This is a genomic window from Streptomyces kanasensis, from assembly GCF_043077165.1.
In the GTDB taxonomy this organism is placed as follows: domain Bacteria; phylum Actinomycetota; class Actinomycetes; order Streptomycetales; family Streptomycetaceae; genus Streptomyces; species Streptomyces changanensis.
The window spans coordinates 188,043-206,126 of sequence record NZ_JBIBSF010000001.1; the positions used below are offsets into that span (position 1 = coordinate 188,043).

Consider the following 18,084-nt stretch of genomic DNA (forward strand, 5'->3'; position numbering starts at 1 on the left):
TGCGGCGGCCCGCCGGAGCCCGGAATGGCTCCGGGCGGCGGGGCCGGTCGGCCCCGCCGCCCGGAACGGTACGGACGTACGTCAGAGGTCGTCGCCGTCGCCCTCGTAGTCGGCCTCGTCCGTGTCCTGGCCGGTCAGCGGGTCGACGCCGATGCCCGCGAGCAGCCAGTACGCGCCGCAGGCCGTGCGCCGCTCGTCCCGTACGTGCTCGGGGAGGAGCACGCCGCCGGTCCTGCCGGCCGGATCGTCGAGCTCGAACAGCGCCTCGTCCAGGCCCAGCCGCCCGATCAGCGGGCGCACCGTGGTGAGCAGCACCTCCTCGGGGCGCTCCGCCGCGGCCGGCGGCAGCACCACCATGAGCTCCACCAGGAACCCGCGGCGCAGCCCCGCCGGATCGGCCTGCTCGAACGCGACACTCACGGGCCTCAGTTCGGCGACCAGTCCCAGGCACTCGCGCAGGGACGCGTCGGCCGTGGCCGCGTCCCGGGTGTTGAGGAACACCCGGGCCACGACGTCGGTCGGCTTGAACAACATCAGTGGGTCACCTTGCCGTCCCTGGAGATGTTGGCGTGGGAGTAGTCCTTGCCCTGGTTCTTGCTCCCGGCGAACGTCTCGAATCCCTTGCCCTTCGGGATCTGCACGTCCCACTCGTCCTTGCCGTCCTTGGCCCGGGTCCAGATGTTGCCGTACTTGTCCTCGAAGCCGCCGCCCCTGATCTGCGGGCGCTTCACGTCCCAGTCCTTGCGCGGGACGAACGGCACGGGCCCGTTCGTGGGCAGACCGAACTTGTCCGCGGCCTGCACGTACCGCTTGTTCTGGTACATCTTCGCGGCGTCACCGGACAGCTTGTTCATCTTGGTGAGCGCGTCGTGCCACTGGTTCGGCGACAGGTGCTTCAGGCTGTGCGCCGCCTTGCCGACCCAGTCGAGGTCGGTGGCGTGCTTGGCGAGGTTCTCGAACTTCTCCAGGTACTTCGCGAACTTCGCCGGCTTGGCGAGGGCGTCGCCCGCGTACGGGATCAGCGCGGCGGCCGACAGGCCCGCGCCGGCGAAGTCACCGCGGAAGAGGCTGAGCAGACCGGAGGCGCCGTCGCTGACGGGCGACGGGTCGAAGATGCCGGTGATGTCGAGCACCAGCGTCGCCTTGTCCGCGGCGGACAGTCCGCCCTCCCCGCTCAGGTCCTCACCGTCGCCGGGATAGTCCTGCTCACCGGTGCCGATCTCCGTGCCGTCGTCCTTCGTCGCCTCCTCGACGAGCTTCACCACGGCGATCAGGACCGCCTCGTACGCCGCCGCCGCGGCCTCGGCGGCGTCCTTGCCGGCGGCGATGGCTGCGGCGGCGGCACGGTCGGCCTGCTGGTAGGCGTAGTCGGCGGAGGCCGCCGCCCGCACGGCGGAGGCGGCCGCCTCGCTCGCGGACCGGCCGGCGGCGGCTGCCGCGTCGTTCGCCCGGTCGGCGGCGGCCCTGGCCTGACGGGCGGACTCGGCCGCCTGCCTGGCGGACGCGTCGGCCTGCTCGGCGGACCGGGCGGCGTCGGCGGCGTACGCCTGGGCCGCGTCCGAGGCGGCCTTGGCCTGCCGGGCGTAGCCCGCCGCCGCCTCGGCGGCACCGCGTGCGTCCGCCGCGGCCTTGGCGCCCTCCGCGGCCTGCTGCTCGGCCTGGGCGGCGGACAGCGCCGCGTTGGCGACCAGACGCCGGACGGACGCCACGTGGACGGCCGTGTCGTAGTCCTTCTTCGCCGCCTTGTGCTGGGCGAACTGGACGAACTTGCGCAGCAGCGGCGGCGGGCCGGCGAGCGCGATCTCCGCGGCGGCCTTGGTGTGGGCTCCGCCACCGTTCATGATCCGCAGCGTCTCCGCGCGGTCGTCCTCCTCACGCGCCTTGTGCTGGCCGGTCTTGATGAAGTCCCGCAGCGCCTCGGTGGTTCCCGCGTCGATCGCGGCGCTGCCCTCGCGCCGTACGGCTGGCCCGCCGGTCTGCATGATCTCCAGCGTCCGCACGCGGTAGTCGTCGGCCATGACGGTGTGCTGACCGGTCTGGAGGAACTCCTTGACCCGCGCGTGGTCCCCGGCGAGTGCCGCCTCGGCGGCCGCCTTCACGGACGCGCCACCGGTCAGCAGCAGATGGGTCACCCGAGCGCGGTCGTCCTGCTCCTCGGCGACCTGACGGCCCGTCCGCACCCACGTCATGACGGCGGCGTCGCTGCCGGCGAGCGCCTCCTCCGCGGCCTTCCCGGTCCACGGACCGCTGTCCTTGGCGAGGTTCAGCGCGGCCTTGCGGGCCTTGGCCAGCGCGACGGCGGGCTCGGTCGAGGGTGCGGCGGCGTCGGCGAGGAGCTGCTTGGTCTCCGCGTCGCGCCGGGCGGCCTCGGCCTCGTCCCAGGCGACCTCCGCCTGCTGCGCCTCGTACTTCTTCTTCAGGTCCTCCGCGGCCTGTACGGCCTGGTCCTTGTCGGCCGCCAGCTCCGCGGCCTCGGTCTCGCGGGCGAGCTCCTCGGTCCTGCGGGCCTGGTCGGCAGCGGTCCTCGCCTCCTTGGCGGCGGTGAGGGACGCGTTGGCGTGGGCGGTGGCCTTGTTGGCCCAGTCGGCGGCCTGGCCCGCGTGCGCGGCGGCGTCCTCCGCCGCCGCGGCGGCGGCGTCGGCGTGCTTGGCCGCACTGTCGGCGGCGGCGCGTGCCTCCTGCGCCGCGACGGCGGCCCGGGCGGCCAGCGACTCGGCGCGGTTGGCGGCGCTGTTCGCGATGGAGGCGGCGCGGCGGGCCTCGGCCGCGGCAGCGGCGGCCCGTCGGGCCTCGGCGCCCGCCGTCTCCGAGTGCGTTCCGGCCTCGGCGGCGGCAGCGGCGGCGGCAGCGGCGTTGGCGCCGGCACTGGCAGCGGCACGGGCGGAGCCGACCGCCTGCCCGATCGCCTCGATCGCCTTCAGGACGGCGCCCGCCGCGGTGCGCGCGCCGGCGGCCGCCGTACGGGCGTCCTGCGCGGCCTGGCGGGCGGCGGCGGCCTGCCCGGCGTCCTTCACGGCGGCGCTCGCCGAGTGGTAGGCGCGGGAGGCGGCCTGGCCGGCGGCGGCGGCCGCGGAGGCGGCGGCCGTGGCCGCGTTCGCCGCGATCCGGGCGGCCGAGGTGGCCTGGTTGGCCGCGCCGATGGCGGTACGGGCGGCCTGCGCGGCACCTTGTGCGGCCTCGGCGGCACGCCCGGCGGCCCGGCTGGCCTTCTTGGCGTCGTCCTTGGCGGCGGCGGTCTCCTCCGCCGCGCGCACGGCGGCCTTGCGTGCCTCCTCCGCGGCGGCCTGCGCCTTGGCGGACGCGTCCTTCGCCAGGTCGGTCTCCCGCTTGGCGCGCCTGCTCGCCTCGGCGGCGACCTCGGCGAGCTGGGTGACCGTCATGGTCTCCTGGTCGCGGGCCCGGGCGGCGTGCTGCCCGTTGTCCAGGAACTCCCGGACGTCGGCGGCGCTGCCCGACAGGGCCTCGCCGGCGGCCTGCCGGACGAGGGGGCCGCCCGCGTTCATGATCTGGATGGTGCGGAAGCGCTCGTCCTCCTCGCGGGCCTTGTGCTGCCCGGTGTTGAGGAAGGCGCCGAGCGCCTCGGGCGTGCCGGCGTCCAGGGCCGCCTGTCCCGCGGCGCGCACGGCGCGGTCACCGGTGTTCATGACGCGCAGGACGTCGGCGCGCTGGTCGTGCTGGAACGGGTCGGGTATGCCCGACTCCAGGAACGTACGCAGGGCGGCGGGCGTCCCGCTCAGCGCCTGCTGCGCGGCCACGCGCACGCCGGGACCCGCGGTGTTGAGCATCCGCAGGGCCGTCAGTCGGTCGTCCTCCTCGGCCGCGACGCGCATCGCGGTGTCCAGGAACTCCCGGACCTCGGCGTCCGTGCCGACGAGCGCCTGCTCCGCGGCGAGTCGGGTCGCCGGGCCCCCCTCCTGCCACGCTTCGACGACCCGGGCGCGGGCGCTCGGCGCCGGCTGGTCGGAGCCGGTCCGTGCGGGTGCCGCTTCCGCGGCCGTCGTGCCCAGCACGCTCATGGCCACGGTGAGAGCCGTGGCCGCGAACAGTGCCGGTCGCGTACGCCGTCTGTGCGGCGTGATGATCGGGTTCATGCCCCCTCTTCCCCTGGACGGTCAGGGGGACACCGGTTCGCTGCCGCCCCCCCCCATGTCTACGGGGGAATGATCACACAAGCGACGGCGGGAAGAGGAGAACCGGGTCACCGGGAAGACCGCCGCGGCCCGAAGGCGCAGACCTTCTACGGACGCCGGACCTGTCCTGATCCGCCCCTCCAAGGGGCCGTGACCGGGTCCGCGGGTGGGCGTCTAGGGTCACGGCATGAGCAGAACGACGCCGCCGCGCCCGCTGGACATCGAGGCGCTCTTCCCGGAGCTGGCCGCATACCGCGGTACCACCACTCGGCTGCACCCGCGCCCCGGAGCGCCCGACGTCACGGTCAGCTCCGTCGGCGGTCCGTTGCTGTGGCCGGCCGACGAACCGTGGCCGGTGTGCGACGAGGCGCACGGGCGCGGCCGCGGTCGACGGCCCGCGGACATCCACCGGTACCGCGAGGTCCTGGCGGAGGCCCTGGCACGCGACCCGCACTCCGGCCCGACCGAGGACGAGCGCCGTCTCCTCGACGAACTCGGCCGCGACCACGTCGTCGATCGGATCGTCGACACCGATCCGCTGCCGATGGTCGCCCTGGCCCAGCTCTACCGGCACGAGGTGCCCGATCTGCCCGCGGGGCCCGAGGGGTGCGATCTGCTGCAGGTGTTGTGCTGCCCCTTCGACCGGCACGGCCCCACCGGTCACGGCATGGCCCTGGAGCTGCGCTGGCGGCGGTCCGCGGATGTCCGCGAGATCCTGACCACGCCGCCGCAACCCGAGGTCGTCGGCTACGAGGGCTACGTCGCCGAGCCGTGCGTCCTGCACCCGGAACAGGTGACCACGTACCCGTTCGCCGGCGTACTGCCCGAGGAGTTGTGCGCGCGGCTCGACGCCTGGGAGGAGGAGGCCGAGGCGGCCGCGGAGGACGAGCCGGAGGAGACGGACGACACGCCCGCCTACCAGTACGACCTGTCCATCCCGCCGGGCTGGCGCGCCGGCGGCTACGCCTCCTGGCACGCGACCGACCCCTATCCGATGGACTGCACCGCCTGTGCGACGCCGATGGTCCTGCTGATCACGATCGACAGTTCCGAGTGGGACGGCGGCAGCAGGAGCTGGATCCCGGTCGAGGACCGGACCCGGGAAGGCGGTGACCTGGAGTCGGCCACGCCCACCAAGGTGACGGTGGGCCGGTGGGGCGAGCTGAACGTCTTCGTCTGCCCGGCCGAGCCCACGCATCCCCACCGCTGGAGCATCCAGTAGTGGTTCGTGCCGCCCGTGTCCCCACACCGTCGTGGAGGACGCGCGGCGCGCACGCCTCGTCCCCGGCATCGCGCCATGCTCAAGGCCCGGCCCTTCGTACCCGGCGCCGGAGGCACCCTGCTCGCTCGCCGTGGCCGAGGGAGGGGACCGCGCGCCGTCCGGCGGCCCGACGGCATCCCGCGGTGCGCCACGGCCGAACGGACGACACGGCACTCACCCACGTCGGACAGCAGCGGTGCGGGCGGGGATGCCGCCTCCTGCGGATCGCGCGGGTCGTGAGGGCACCGTCGGCGTCGGCCCGGGCGGCTGTGTGCCCCCTGCTCGTCGGTCCTGGTGCACGCGCGGCCGGCCGGTGGGCGTGGGACAGCGCGCGGAGGGCCCACCGGCCCGTGACCGCCGGGCGCCCGCCGTCGGGTCGCCCGCCCCCCAGGGCTCGAACCCGCACGGCTGGGGATCTCATGGGGCCGGTGGGGCCGGCGGCGGCCGGTGGGGCTCGACCGAGCCGCTTCTCCCATGGCCGTACGGCCCTGGCGGTGACCGCGCGGGCGCCGCGCCGAGCCGTGGTGCCTTCGGTTGTCAGCGGGCGCGGCGGATCCGGATGGGGCCCCGGGCCCCGCTCGGCTCGACGGGACGGCCGCCCTGGGTGATCTCCACCTCGCCCGCCGTGACCAGCCGACGAGCCGCGCGGCGCGCCGGTTCCATGAGCGCGCGCCAGCCGTCGTCGTCGCCCTCGTACACCGCGCGTGCGGCGTCGGAGGGACAGATCGACGCGGCCGGGCCACGACGCTCCAGCAGGTCCAGGATGGCCCGCTCCAGGCGCCGGTCCGTTTGTCGCTCCATGTCCGTCATTCCGCCAGTATCGCCGTGGTCCGGTCGCTCGGGCGGACGGGACGAGGACAGTGCGCACCAGCCGTCCCGTACACAGAGGTGTCGGGGGGACGGTGGGCCCGTCGGGGGCGTGTTCGCTCACATGACGGGCGCCGCACCGGGTCACGGATCGGGGGCGCGGCCGGCGGCGGACGCCCCACTGGACATCCCTCTCCCCGCTTCCGACCCGACCCACGGCCGCACGCGGTGCCGGGGCGGGGCGTGTCGGTGACCGGGTCCGCCGTGCGCACGCGAGGGCCGCGGCCTGGCCACGGCCGGCGCGACACGACTCCCGACCGGCCCCCGGTCGGATCGGCTCTGCAACCGGGCAGGGAGCCAGGGTGATTGTCAGTGGTGGGTGAGACGGTAGGTCCATCGAGTTCGGAAAGAGGGGGAGCTGCCATGTCCGGAACCCAGAATTACATCAATCACGTCGCCCTTGTACTGGACGCCAGTTCGTCGATGTCGCGTCTGAGCCACAAGGTCGTCGAAGTCGCCGACCAGCAAATCGCCTATCTCGCCCGCCGGTCCAGGGAGCTCGACCAGGAAACGCGCGTCACGGTGTACGTCTTCGCCGACAAGGTGGAGTGCGTCATCTATGACAAGGACGTGCTGCGGATGCCGTCACTGAAGCAGCTGTACCGGGTCGGCGGGATGACGGCCCTGCTCGCGGCCGCCCTGAAGTCACAGCGGGAGCTTGCGCAGACCGCCCAACTGTACGGCGACCACAGCTTCCTGACGTTCGTCCTCACCGACGGCCAGGAGAACGCCAGCCACCGTTGCCCGGACTCGCCCACCAAGGACCCCCGCGAACTGGTGAGTGCCGTGTCCGAGATGATCGAGACGCAGGGGGTCAACTGGACGCTGGCCGTTCTCGTGCCGGACCAGATGGGCAAGCGGGAGGCCATGCAGTGCGGTTTCCCGAAGGACAACATCGCCATCTGGGACGCCACGAGCACCCAGGGGCTGGAGGAGGCCGGGCAGGTCATCCAGCAGGCCACCGAGAAATTCATGGTGGGCCGCACGAAGGGCATTCGGGGATCGCGGGCGGTTTTCTCCACGGGCGCGGAGGCGGTCAACAAGGAAACCATCAAGGCGGCCGGTCTCACCCCGGCGAAGCCGTCCGCGTACCGGCTGATCCCGGTGACGCGTGACGCGGCGATACGGGACTGGGTCGTCGAGAGCGGACACACTTACCACACCGGTGGCGCGTTCTACCAGCTGAGCAAGTCGGAGAAGATCCAGGCGCGCAAGCAGATCGCGGTTCTGGAGAAGAAGACGGACCGGGTGTACACGGGAGACGAGGCCCGATCCCTGCTCCGCCTGCCGGACGTGGAAGTGCGCATCAAGCCGGACCACAACGACGACTTCACCATCTTCGTGCAGAGCACGAGCGTGAACCGGAAGCTGGTCCCGAACACGCGGCTGCTGCTCATGCTCTGACCGCGGCGTCCCGCCCTCGCTCCCGATCCGGGAGGCGAGGGCGCAAAGCCGGCTCGGGGCGGCAGCCCCCTCCCCCGTCCCCCGTCCAACCGCACCCGCCGCCAAGGCACTTCGACCACGAGGTACAACCCTTTGCCGTGCCCCGCTGTCGAAGATCGTGACGTAGCCGGATGACGGCTCATATGAGGGGAAGACTGATGGGATTTCTCGGCAGGTCCCTGCCGGCGGCGGCCGCCGCGGCGGCCCTGATCGGCGGCATGCTGGCCGCGGCGCCCGCGCACGCCGTGGTCGGGGGCAGCGAGGTGGGCGGTGAGGGTGACTGGATGGTGCAGGTCCACGTCACCCTCGCCGACGGCACGAAGCGCGTCTGCGGTGGCGCCGCCGTCGGCGGGAACCTCAAGGTGCTGACCTCGGCCGGGTGCGTGGCGGGGGCGAAGGAGATACGCGTCGCCTCCGGCATCACCCGCCTGGCGACGGACGCGGACTGGCCCCCGCAGTACGAGGATCTGGCCATGGCCGGGTCCGACGCGGAGCTGTCCTGGGTCCACCCGCAGTACGAACCGGCCACGGGGCGCAACGACGTCGCCCTGGTCGCCGCCCTGGGGCACCTGAACACACACAGGACCGTCCGGCTGACGACCTCCGACGACACCGCGTCGTACACGCCCGGGACCCTGGCGACCTTCCGGGGCTGGGGCAGCACCAGCGGTACCTCGTCGGAGCCCGCTCCGTCGGTGCGTGAGGCCACGCTGCCCCTGCGCGCGGACGAGGAGTGCGCCACCGCCCTCGGCACCGCCTGGACCCCCGGCCGCATGGTGTGCGCGGGCGAGCCGGCGACCGGCGAGGACGCGGGCACCGTCGCGCCGTGCACGGGTGACGAGGGCGGCCCGCTGATCGTCCGCGGCCGCCTGGTGGGCATCTACTCGCGCGGTACCGGCCCCGGGTGCACGTCCGAGGGCGGACAGGCCGTGTTCACCAAGGTCAGCGCGTTCGTGGGCGAGCTCGCCCCGCGCATCCAGGCCACCAGCCTCGACGGCGACCACCGGGCCGATCTCTTCGCCATGACCCCGGACGGCAAGGCGTACCACCACAACAGCACGGGCAGCGGCCTGTCCGCGCCGGTCAGGCAGCGGATCTCCTCGACGTACACCCGCTTCCGGCAGGCCGACCTCGACGGGGACGGCGCCCAGGACCACATCTACCGCGACGCGGCGGGAGACCTCTACTGGCGCCACTGGGCAGTGGTCGAGATCGACCCGTGGGGTTACCCGGAGGCCCACGAGGAGTACGAGACGAAGCTGGGCTCCGGGTTCGGCGCCATGCGCTCCCTCACGGTCCCCGGTGACGTGACCGGCGACGGTTCGCCGGACATCGTCGCGGTCGACGCCGACGGCGTCCAGTGGGTCTACCCCTTCAAGGCCCCGTGGGGTGGACTGCTGCCCCGGATCAAGACGGGCACCGGCTGGGGCAGCCTGACCTCGTTCGGCAGCGGCGACTACACCGGTGACGGCAAGCCCGACCTCCTCACCCGCGACACCGACGGCAAGCTGTGGCTCTACCGGGGCACCGGCATCGCCGCCACCCCCTGGCAGAACCGCGTCCAGATCGGCACGGGCTGGAACTACACCGCCTACGCCGCGAGCGGTGACGTCGACGGCGACGCCAAGGCCGACTTCTTCGTCCGTGACTCCGCCGGGGACCTCTGGCTCTACAAGGGCACCGGCAACCTCGCTGCGCCCCTCCAGAACCGTGTGAAGGTCGGCAGCGGCTGGAACGCGTACAGCCTCATCGGCTGACGAGCCGGCGGTACACGCCGCTCCAGCGCCCTCCGCCCTCGCGGGCACGGGCCGGGGCCGCCGGCCGGATCCATCGCCCGGCGGCCTCGCCGGGGGGTGCCGCACTCGCGACCGGCAGCCGCCCGGGGCCACGCCGGGTGGCCATCGTGCCGTCCCGTCTGTACTGGTCCCGGTCGCCCGCGAGGCCGGGCGAACGACGTGCGGCTGCCCCTCCCGGGCCCGTCGGGTCCACCCGTCGCGGTGGCGGGCCCACGCCCGGGGCGCGTGGGGACGCGCCGAAGGACACCGAGCCAGGGCTCGGTGTCCGCATCGGCTTGCCGGCCGCCACCCGACCGGCTCGCGTGACGGCGGGATCAGCAGCGGACGTTGGTGCCGCCACCGACCAGGTAGCTGTTGTGGACCCAGCCGAGCTTCGACGACGCGGTCCGCAGGTAGGTGAACCCGGCGGTCGTGCAGTGGTAGTCGACGTAGTTCGCCGTGGTGGCGGTGCCGGTGATCCCGCAGCCCCAGGCGGGTCCGGTGCGCAGGTAGACGTCCTGTGTGAAGTACTGCCCGTTCTGGCGCCTGTCACGGTCGGGGGCGGACACGCCGCAGGCGGCGGCTTCCGCGGCGACCGCCGCGGGGGTGGTCGCGGTGAGGGTTCCCGCCGCGATGGCCACGGCGGCCAGGGGCATCAGGATCTGGCGAGTGCGAGGCATTCTCCGGTGTCCTCTCGGTCACGTTCCGCCTCCCACATGGGCGGCGGTCTCGCCCCGTCCGGGGCGACGACAGGAGCGTGCCGGGCCGGGAGGAGCCGGAACAACGGGATCGCGCTGTCCCGGACGGGGGTGCCTCGGTCCGCCCTGCTCAGAGCCCTGGTGCCGCGCCTGTCCCGGACACGTTCCAGGACGTCGGCCGGCGGGCCCGCCGCCGGGCCGGTGGCTCCGCCTGACCGAGGGGCCGTCCCGGCCCGGCGGGTGCGTCCGTCCGCCGGGGCGGATCAGGGGGCGTGGGGGCCGCTCTTCACAAGCGTCCAGCTGCCGTCCTTCACCGCGTACACGGACAGCCGGCGGTCGGTCGTGTCGCCGTACTCGTCGAAGGCCACGCGACCCGTGACACCGTCGAACGCCAGATCCGCCACGGCGTTCGCCGTCTTCGCCCGGGCGTCCCGGGGGAGGGTGCCGCCGTGGGCCGCCGCGACGGACTTCACCGCCTCGATGACGGCCCACGTCGCGTCGTACGCATAGGGGCCGTACCAGTCGGCCGGCTCCGGGTACCCGGCCCGGCGGTACTGTGCGAGGAAGTCCCGTCCCCCTGCCAGGGCCTCGGCGGGCACCCCGATGTTGGTGGCGAGATCGCCCTCGGCCTTCGGGTTCGTCGCGATGAACTGCTGGTCGAAGACGCCGTCGCCGCCCATCAGGGGGATGCCGACGCCCGCCTGCTTGAGCAGCCGGGAGAGCGGCCCGGCGGTGGTGTAGTAGCCGCCGAAGTACACGGCCTCGGCGCCCGAGGCCCGCACCTGCGCGGCGAGGCCCGAGAAGGCGCTCTCCGCCGGGTCGACTCCTTCCGTGCCGACGACGGTCCCGCCCAGCTTCGTGAACTCGGCCCGGAAACCCGACGTGAGGCTGGTGCCGTAGGCGCTCTTGTCGTCGATGACGAAGACCTTCTCCTTCCCCGCCTCGTGGAGGTACCGGGCGGCGAACGGACCCTGGTCGACGTCCGTGGCGAGGTTGCGGAAGTAGGTCCTGTGCGGGCGGGACTTGGTGCCCCCGGCCCAGCGGGGGCCGAGCGTCAGCACGGGGTCGGTGTTGGCCGGTGACACGTTGACCAGGTTCGCCCGTGAGAACGGTTCCGCCATGGTCTGGGCGACGCCGGAGTTGACCGGGCCGACGACGCCCAGTACCTGTTCGTCGGCGATGAACTCCGTGGCGTTCGACCGGCCCTTGGCGGGTGTCGCCTCGTCGTCGAGAGCCTTGATCCGGAAGGTGACGCCGGGTACGTGCCGGGTCCGGTTGGCGTTCCTGACCGCCAGGTCGGCCGAGTTCCTGACCCCGAGGCCGAAGGAGGACAGCCCGCCCGTGAGCGGCGCGTCCACCCCGATCACCACGGTGACGGGCGGCGCCGCGGGACCGCTGCCGGCCGCCCCACCGCCACCGTCCGGGGCGCCACGGTTGAGGGTCCAGGTCAGGAGCGAGCCGGCCGCGACCGTGGCCGCGGCCACTCCCAGGACGGCGGAGCGCCGGGTGAGGGTACGCCGCCGGTCGGGCGCCGTCTTGTCGGGGACCTGCCGACCCGTCCCGCCCAGCGGGATCAGGTCCTCGGCAGGGGGCACGGGCGTGGCGGGGGTGCCCGGGGCGGTCGGGGCGGTCGATGGGTCCGGCACCGGGCGGCGGGGGGTGTCGGGGGCGGACGCGGGGTCCCAGGCCGTGGGCGTCGGCAGGGGTGGCGGGGACGGGCGTTCCGTCTCCCCCCGCGTCGGGGTGGGGGCGTGCTCCGGCGGCGCGTCCGGGGCGGGTACCGGGGCCGGTGCCGGGTCGGGTGCCGGGCCGGGGGCCGGTACGGGTGCCGGGTCGGGCTCGCCCGGGGTCGGCTCGCCGGTGGCCTCCGCCGCGAGCCGCGAGGACCGGACCGCCGACGCCAGCAGCTCGGCGGCCCGGGGGGCGCCGGCGCGTTGCCGCGGGTCCTTGGTGAGGAGCGCGTCCAACGCGGGCGCCAGCGGACCGGCGTGGGCCGGCGGCCGGTGGGGGCGGGTGAAGACGGCCACGGCGAGGGCGTGGAGCCCGTCGGCTTCGAACGGTGGGTGCCCCTCCACGGCGTGGTAGAGGGTGGCGCCGAGCGCCCACAGGTCGTTGGCCGGTGTCGGGCGCTTGCCCTCCAACTGCTCCGGCGGCATGTACTGCGGGGTGCCGATGACGATCCCGCTGTGGCTGAGCTTGGTCGTGGCGTCCGCGAGGTGGGCGATGCCGAAGTCGGTGAGGACGACGCGGTCCTTGGTCAGGAGGACGTTGTCGGGCTTGATGTCGCGGTGGATGATCCCCGCGTCGTGCGCCTCGGTCAGCGCGTCGAGCACGGCGGAGCCGATTTCCGCCACCCGCCGCACGGGCAGCCGTCCCTGCCGGCGGATGGCCGCGGCGAGGGACTCCCCACGGACGAACTCCATGACGATCACGGGGGCACCGTGGTGCTCCACGACGTCGTGGATGGTGATGATCCCGGGATGGCTGAGAGTGACCGCCGCGCGGGCCTCCCCGATGAAGCGCCCGAGCAGCGTGGCACGGTCGCCGTCGTCCAGGCCCGCCGGGAAGAGGATCTCCTTGACGGCGACCTCACGTCCGAAGAGTTGCTGGTCGACGCCCCGCCAGACCCGGCCCATGCCGCCCTGGCCGATGCGTTCCACCAGCTGGTACCGGCCGGCGATGAGTGCGGAGTTCTCCTCGGTCACGCGCACACTCTAGGTCCTGATCGGCCGATCGGGTGACGGAATGATGGCTTGATCCCGCACACCGGCCCGGCGGCACGGTCCCCGTGTCGCCGCGCGGCATGCCTCCGGCCGCGCGCCGCCCCTCCCCCTCCCCCGTCCCCGTCCCGGCACCGGCCGGGCTCGGCCACCGACCTCGGCCGTTCGTGAGTGGGGCGGGGCCCTGCGGCGACGCGGTGGGGAAGCGCCCTGCGGTCCCCGGACGACGGCGGACCCGGTGCGCCCCGGCGGTTCATCGGGGATCGCCGCCCCCCTCCCCGTGGGCCGCGTGGCGGCCGGATGGACGGCTCGGGCGGTGACGGCGGTCCGTGGCGCGGGTGATGGCGACCTCGACGGCCGCGACCCGGTCGACGAGCAGTCCGAGCGCGGCCACCGCCCGGCCGAGGGCGTCGTCGCCCGCGCCGCCCAGTGCCCGTGAGCCGACGTACGCCGCCCTCACGGCCTCCCACCGCTCCCGCTGCTCCTCGGTGAGGGTGCCACGCAGGTCGGCGAGCTTGAGGAGGTTGGCTTCGGCGCCGGTGGTGAGGGTCTGGGCCTCGGCCGTGTAGTGGTCGTCGATCACGGCGGCCAGTTCGGCGTCGTTCATGGCCGGCGAGACCCGCGCCGTGATCCTGTTCATGTTGCGGTACGAGCCCTGGAGCCGGAACGCCGGTTCCGTGCGGGCGGTGTCGTCCTGACCGGCGGAGGCGATGTACGCGGCGTTGACGGCGAGGACCGTCGCCCGGACGGTGAGCAGATGGCGCAGCACGGCGAGGATCGACTCCGTCTCGGCGGGCGCGTAGGGGTGGGCGAGCCGGTCGCGGCGGGCGGTGGGGTCGCCGGCGGCCATGTCCAGCAGCACTTCCAGGTCGGCGCGCCGGCGCCCGGCCAGGGGGGCGAGGACCGGGTGGGAGGTGAGCGCGTTCTCGATGAAGCTCAGGGCGAAGGCGTCCTCCTTGCCGGTCAGCACGTCACCGAGGTTCCAGACGTCCGCGCGGTTGGCCAGCATGTCGGGGACGCGGAAGCGCCGGCCGGACTCGGTGTAGGGGTTGGCGGCCATGCAGACGGCGAAGCGCTTGCCGCGCAGGTCGTGGCCGTCGAGGGTACGGGTGGCGTCGCACAGCGGCACGAACTTCTGCAGCAGTTCGGGCGAGGTGTGCTGGATGTCGTCCAGGTACAGCAGGACGTTGTTGCCGGCGGCCAGTGCGAAGCGGATCTTCTCGACCTCCCGGCGGGCGGCCGCGTTCGGGGCCTCGGCCGGGTCCAGGGAGGTCACGTCGTGGCCGAGGGCGGGCCCGTCGACCTTGACCAGGAGCAGGCCGAGGCGGTCGGCGACGTACTCCATGAGGGTCGTCTTGCCGTACCCGGGCGGCGACAGGAGCAGCAGGAGTCCGCTGGTGTCGGCGCGCTTGCCGTCACCGGTGGTGCCGATCTGCTTGGCGAGGTTGTCGCCGACGAGCGGCAGGTACACCTCGTCGACGAGGCGGCTCCGGACGAACGACGACATGACGCGCGGCCGGTACTCGTCCAGGCGCAGCCGCCGGCGTTCGGCGGTCACGAGCGCGTTCCTGCGCCGCTGGTAGGCGCGGAAGCCGGGCACCACCCGGCGGGCGAAGTCGTCCGTCCTGGCGAGGAACGCGTCGAGGCGGAGGGGGAGGGCGCCCCGGTCGATCCTCGGGTGCGTGCCGAGGAGGCCCTCGACGCGGCCGGTCATCGCGCACTGCGCGTCCCGGCGGGGCAGGTCCGGGCAGACTTCGACCGCCACCGCCTCGGCGAGGTCCCCGGCGTCGACGTCCTCGCCGCCGGAGGCCGCGTAGGAGAAGAGCCAGCCCTCCACCAGCCGCCGCGCCGCCGCCACCTCCCCGTCGGCGAGGAGGGCGCGGACGTCGGCGGCGTACGGCGAGGAGCCCACGGTCCGGCGGAACTTCTCCAGCAGCGAGCGGGCGGAGGGGCTGGTCGTGAAGGACCCGCCGGCGGCCAGCTCCTCGACGAGGTACGCGGCCGCGGCGCCGGAGAGCGCTCCGGCGGCGGCCAGTTCGGCGCGCAGGGCGTCCAGGGCCGGTGCCGTGCCGAAGGTGTCCCGGGCCCGGACCAGCGACACGGCCCCACGGGTCCACGCCTCTCGGGCGGCGGCGGTCGTGCCGTGGGCCCAGAAGAGCTGGGCGGCGGCCCGGTCGGCGGCCGCGTGGCGCAGCAGCCCGGCCCGCTCGTACAGCGGTAGCAGTACGGAGAGGATGGCGGCCGCGTCGTGGTCGTGGACGCCGCGCTCGTAGCCCTCGTCGTAGGCGTCCTCGGCGGCCTTCCTGGTCAGGTCGGGGAGGTCGGCCGCGGCGAGGTGCGCGGCGCCGTGCTCCGCGAGGAGCCGCGCGGCGAGGTGTTCGGCGCGGTAGACCTCGGCGTTCTCGGACGGCAGGAGCTGGCCCCAGTGGGGGCGGGTGTCGGCGAAGTCCGGGTCGGTCACCGGGTGACGGTAGTCGGTGCCGGTCAGCGCGAACGCCAGGCCGCCGTCCGCGTGCGGGACGAGCGTCAGCTCCGGTGGGCGGGTGCTGACGGCGAAGCGGTGCGCGCCGAGCCGGATGGTGGCGCCGCCGTCCGCGTACAGCTCGGCGCGGTCCCGCAGGGCCCGTCCGGCCTCCTGGCGGGCGGCGTCGAGCCGGCCGGCCAGTTCCTCGGCCCGGACCTGGTCGCCGAGCTCGCGCAGTTCGCGGGCGGTGCGGCGGACCTTCTCGACCATCGGGTCGGAGACGAAGTAGGTGGTGACGTCGTCGGGGCCGTCCAGGGTGGCGGCGCGGCGGGCGATCGTCTCCAGGACGCGGGAGGCGGAGGCGGCGAGGCGTTCGGCGCGGCGGGCCCGGGCGTCCTGGAGCGTCTGCTTGCGGCCGGCGAAGGCGTCGTCGACCTCGGCGCGCTTGTCGGTGATCTCCGTGAGGAAGCCGTCGTGCTCGGCGAAGCGTGACTCCAAGGCGTCCAGTCGGAGCAGGAGCCGGGCGAGTTGCGCGTCGCAGGCTTCCGGGGTGTCGGCCGCGGCCAGGGCGCCGGTGACGGATTGGGCGAGGAGGGCGAACTCCGCCGCGAACTCCGCCCGCCCCTCCTGGTCGAGGAGCTCACGGCGGCGGGCGGCGAGCAGCGCGCGGGCGCGGTTCAGGCCGCCCAGGACGCCGGCGATCCGCTCCAGGATGGTCGTGCGTACGGTCGCGTCACCGATGTCGAGGCCGGCGATCACCTCGGTGAGGGTCTGGAGTCCGAGGACCTGCGTGTCGAGGCGTTCGGTGACCGTCGCCGCCTCGGCGGTCGTGGTGGCGGCCCCGGCGTCGGCGGTGAGCCGTTCCGCTTCGGCGTGCTGGGTGGCGAAGGCGTCGTCGCGCCGGAGGAAGGCGATGGCCCGCTGCGCGGTGGACGCGATGTGCGTCGCGGCCTCCCCGGCGAGCGCGTCGACGGCCGCGGTGTCGGCGTACCGCATGTCCTTCAGCGTCACCAGGCGGCCCTGGGCGCGGCGCAGGGCGGTGATGCGCTCGATCCACTCCTCTGCCGTGGCCGGTGCCTCACCGCGGACGCGCCGCACCAGCCGCCGCAGGTCCTCCGCCGCCCCGGTCAGGGCTTCCGCGGCCCGCGAGGTGAGGGTGGTCACGGTCGCGAACTCGCGCAGCACCTGCTCGGCGGTGGCCCGCACCTCTTCCAGGGGGGCGCGCAGGTCGCCCGCGTCCGCGTCGCCGAGCCAGGGGAAGCGGTCGGCCGTGCGGGTGCAGGCGGCGACCAGGGCGGCGTACGTCTCGCGGGTGGCAGCGGTCTCGGCGACCTGCCGGGCGATGGCGAGGCAGTCCGCGACGGCGCGGACCAGGTCGGCGTTGCCGATGCGGGCGAGCGGCCCCTCGCCCCGGGGGGCGACCCCGGAGACGTACGGCGTCCGCCACAGCTGTACCGGGTGGAGGCGGGCGGGTTCACCGGTCTCGACGCGCAGGGTGGCGAGGGTGCCGTCGTCGAGGAGGGCGTGGCCGCGGCACACGAGGGGGGCGGCGACCTCCTCGCGGATGAGGTTGTACGGCAGCAGGAGGGTGCGGCCCCGCGCGCCGGCGTGGAACGCGTACAGCACGTCCTCGCCGTTCGGCGAGCGGACGACCCGCTCGAAGGCCATGCCGGAGGCGGCGGGGTCGTCGGGGGCGTCGGGGGCGAACGTCCTCACGGTGCCGGTGGCCAGGCAGTAGCCGCCGGGGAAGACGATGCCCTGGTCGTCGGGCAGGCGGCGGCAGGACTGCCCGATGCCGTCCAGCCGGACCACCTTCCCGGTGAGCGTCTGATAGACCAGGTGGCGCCAGGTCTCCTCCTTGTAGGGCCGCACCCTCAGCAGGACCAGGGCGCCGACGACCGCGTACGCCACCTCCGCGTCCGCCAGCGACTGCAGGGGCTCGTCGACCGGCTCGCTGTACACGCCGTCGCCGGTCTCCGTGTCGTCGTCGGTCTTCACGGTGAGGGTGCCGCCGACCGTCGAGACGAAGACCGTGCCGCCGGCGACGGCGACGTGCGGGTGCCGCCCGAGGACGTGGTCGTCCCGGGTCGTCGCGGTCCACGGGAAGTCGTACGGCGCGGGGAGGACGTGGTCGCGCTCGCCGCGGGCGTCGAGGAACCGCACCTCGCCGGACGGGGCGAGGGACCAGCGCAGGACCCGGACGTCCGCGGCCTGGGCCCCGGTCCGGAACACGGCCAGCAGTGTGCCGTCCACGTGCCGCAGCCGCAGCAGCCGGGCGCCCTGGTAGTAGCGGTGGAGGGCGGCGAACTCGGTGACGAAGGCGGGGTCGTCGAGCAGGCCCGGCACGGCGTCGTGCGGGAGGGGTTCGAGGTCACGGTCGTGGAGGGCGAAGACGTCGTCGGGCGACGGCGCCTCGTACCCGACGAGCAGCACCCCGCCGACCGCGACGACGTCCCGGGCGACGAGTTCCCGGTCCGTGCGGAGGTGGCCGGTGTCGGTGAGGGCCAGTTCGGTGGCGCCGAAGGCCGCGACGCGTGCGGTGTTGAGGGCGTCGGCGCGGCGGGCCAGTTCGGCGGCCCGCGCGCCGAGGCGGTCGCGCAGCACTTCGTACGTACCGGCGTCCAGGCCGCTCGCGGTCGTGGTCCCCGTGGCTGTCACTGTCCAGCTCCCTCGTGTGCGTGGTGGTGCTCCGGAGCTGCCGCCCCCCGCGCGGCAGCTCCGGAGGT

9 protein-coding genes are annotated in these 18,084 nt (G+C 74.4%); 3 read left to right on the plus strand and 6 right to left on the minus strand.

The window, feature by feature from the left end; all coding sequences use genetic code 11:
• Positions 1-81 precede the first annotated feature (81 nt).
• Both ACF053_RS00800 and ACF053_RS00805 read right to left on the minus strand, forming a co-directional pair.
• Positions 82-534, minus strand: coding sequence for a hypothetical protein (locus tag ACF053_RS00800; protein ID WP_391951780.1), 453 nt, complete (start codon positions 532-534; stop codon positions 82-84).
• Entirely contained in the window at positions 534-4,091 is a 3,558-nt protein-coding gene (locus ACF053_RS00805) for a polymorphic toxin type 17 domain-containing protein (protein WP_391951781.1), read from the minus strand. The genes ACF053_RS00800 and ACF053_RS00805 overlap by 1 nt, the downstream gene beginning before the upstream one ends.
• Positions 4,092-4,317: 226 nt before the next feature.
• Between ACF053_RS00805 and ACF053_RS00810 the strand changes: the two genes are divergently transcribed.
• Positions 4,318-5,352, plus strand: coding sequence for a hypothetical protein (locus ACF053_RS00810; RefSeq protein WP_391951782.1), 1,035 nt, complete (start codon positions 4,318-4,320; stop codon positions 5,350-5,352).
• Positions 5,353-5,928: 576 nt separating this feature from the next.
• Here ACF053_RS00810 and ACF053_RS00815 read toward each other — a convergent pair.
• Positions 5,929-6,201, minus strand: coding sequence for a DUF3253 domain-containing protein (locus ACF053_RS00815; protein WP_391951783.1), 273 nt, complete (start codon positions 6,199-6,201; stop codon positions 5,929-5,931).
• 420 nt (positions 6,202-6,621) lie between these two features.
• Here ACF053_RS00815 and ACF053_RS00820 point away from each other — a divergent pair, with 420 nt between their 5' ends.
• Together ACF053_RS00820 and ACF053_RS00825 are read left to right on the plus strand one after the other, a co-directional pair.
• A complete protein-coding gene (locus ACF053_RS00820) occupies positions 6,622-7,662 on the plus strand; it encodes a vWA domain-containing protein (protein ID WP_391951784.1) in 1,041 nt (346 codons plus the stop codon).
• Between the two features lie 197 nt (positions 7,663-7,859).
• Positions 7,860-9,458 (plus strand): trypsin-like serine protease, encoded by a 1,599-nt coding sequence (locus ACF053_RS00825; RefSeq protein WP_391951785.1) that lies wholly within the window; start codon positions 7,860-7,862, stop codon positions 9,456-9,458.
• Positions 9,459-9,811: 353 nt separating this feature from the next.
• Here ACF053_RS00825 and ACF053_RS00830 read toward each other — a convergent pair whose 3' ends face one another.
• The 3 genes from ACF053_RS00830 to ACF053_RS00840 form a co-directional block, all read right to left on the minus strand.
• Entirely contained in the window at positions 9,812-10,156 is a 345-nt protein-coding gene (locus tag ACF053_RS00830; protein ID WP_391951786.1) for a hypothetical protein, read from the minus strand.
• A gap of 281 nt (positions 10,157-10,437) precedes the next feature.
• Positions 10,438-12,879, minus strand: coding sequence for a bifunctional serine/threonine-protein kinase/ABC transporter substrate-binding protein (locus ACF053_RS00835; RefSeq protein WP_391951787.1), 2,442 nt, complete (start codon positions 12,877-12,879; stop codon positions 10,438-10,440).
• A gap of 268 nt (positions 12,880-13,147) precedes the next feature.
• Positions 13,148-18,016: a DNA repair ATPase gene (locus tag ACF053_RS00840; RefSeq protein WP_391951788.1), complete on the minus strand. Its 4,869-nt coding sequence runs from the start codon at positions 18,014-18,016 to the stop codon at positions 13,148-13,150.
• Positions 18,017-18,084 lie beyond the last annotated feature (68 nt).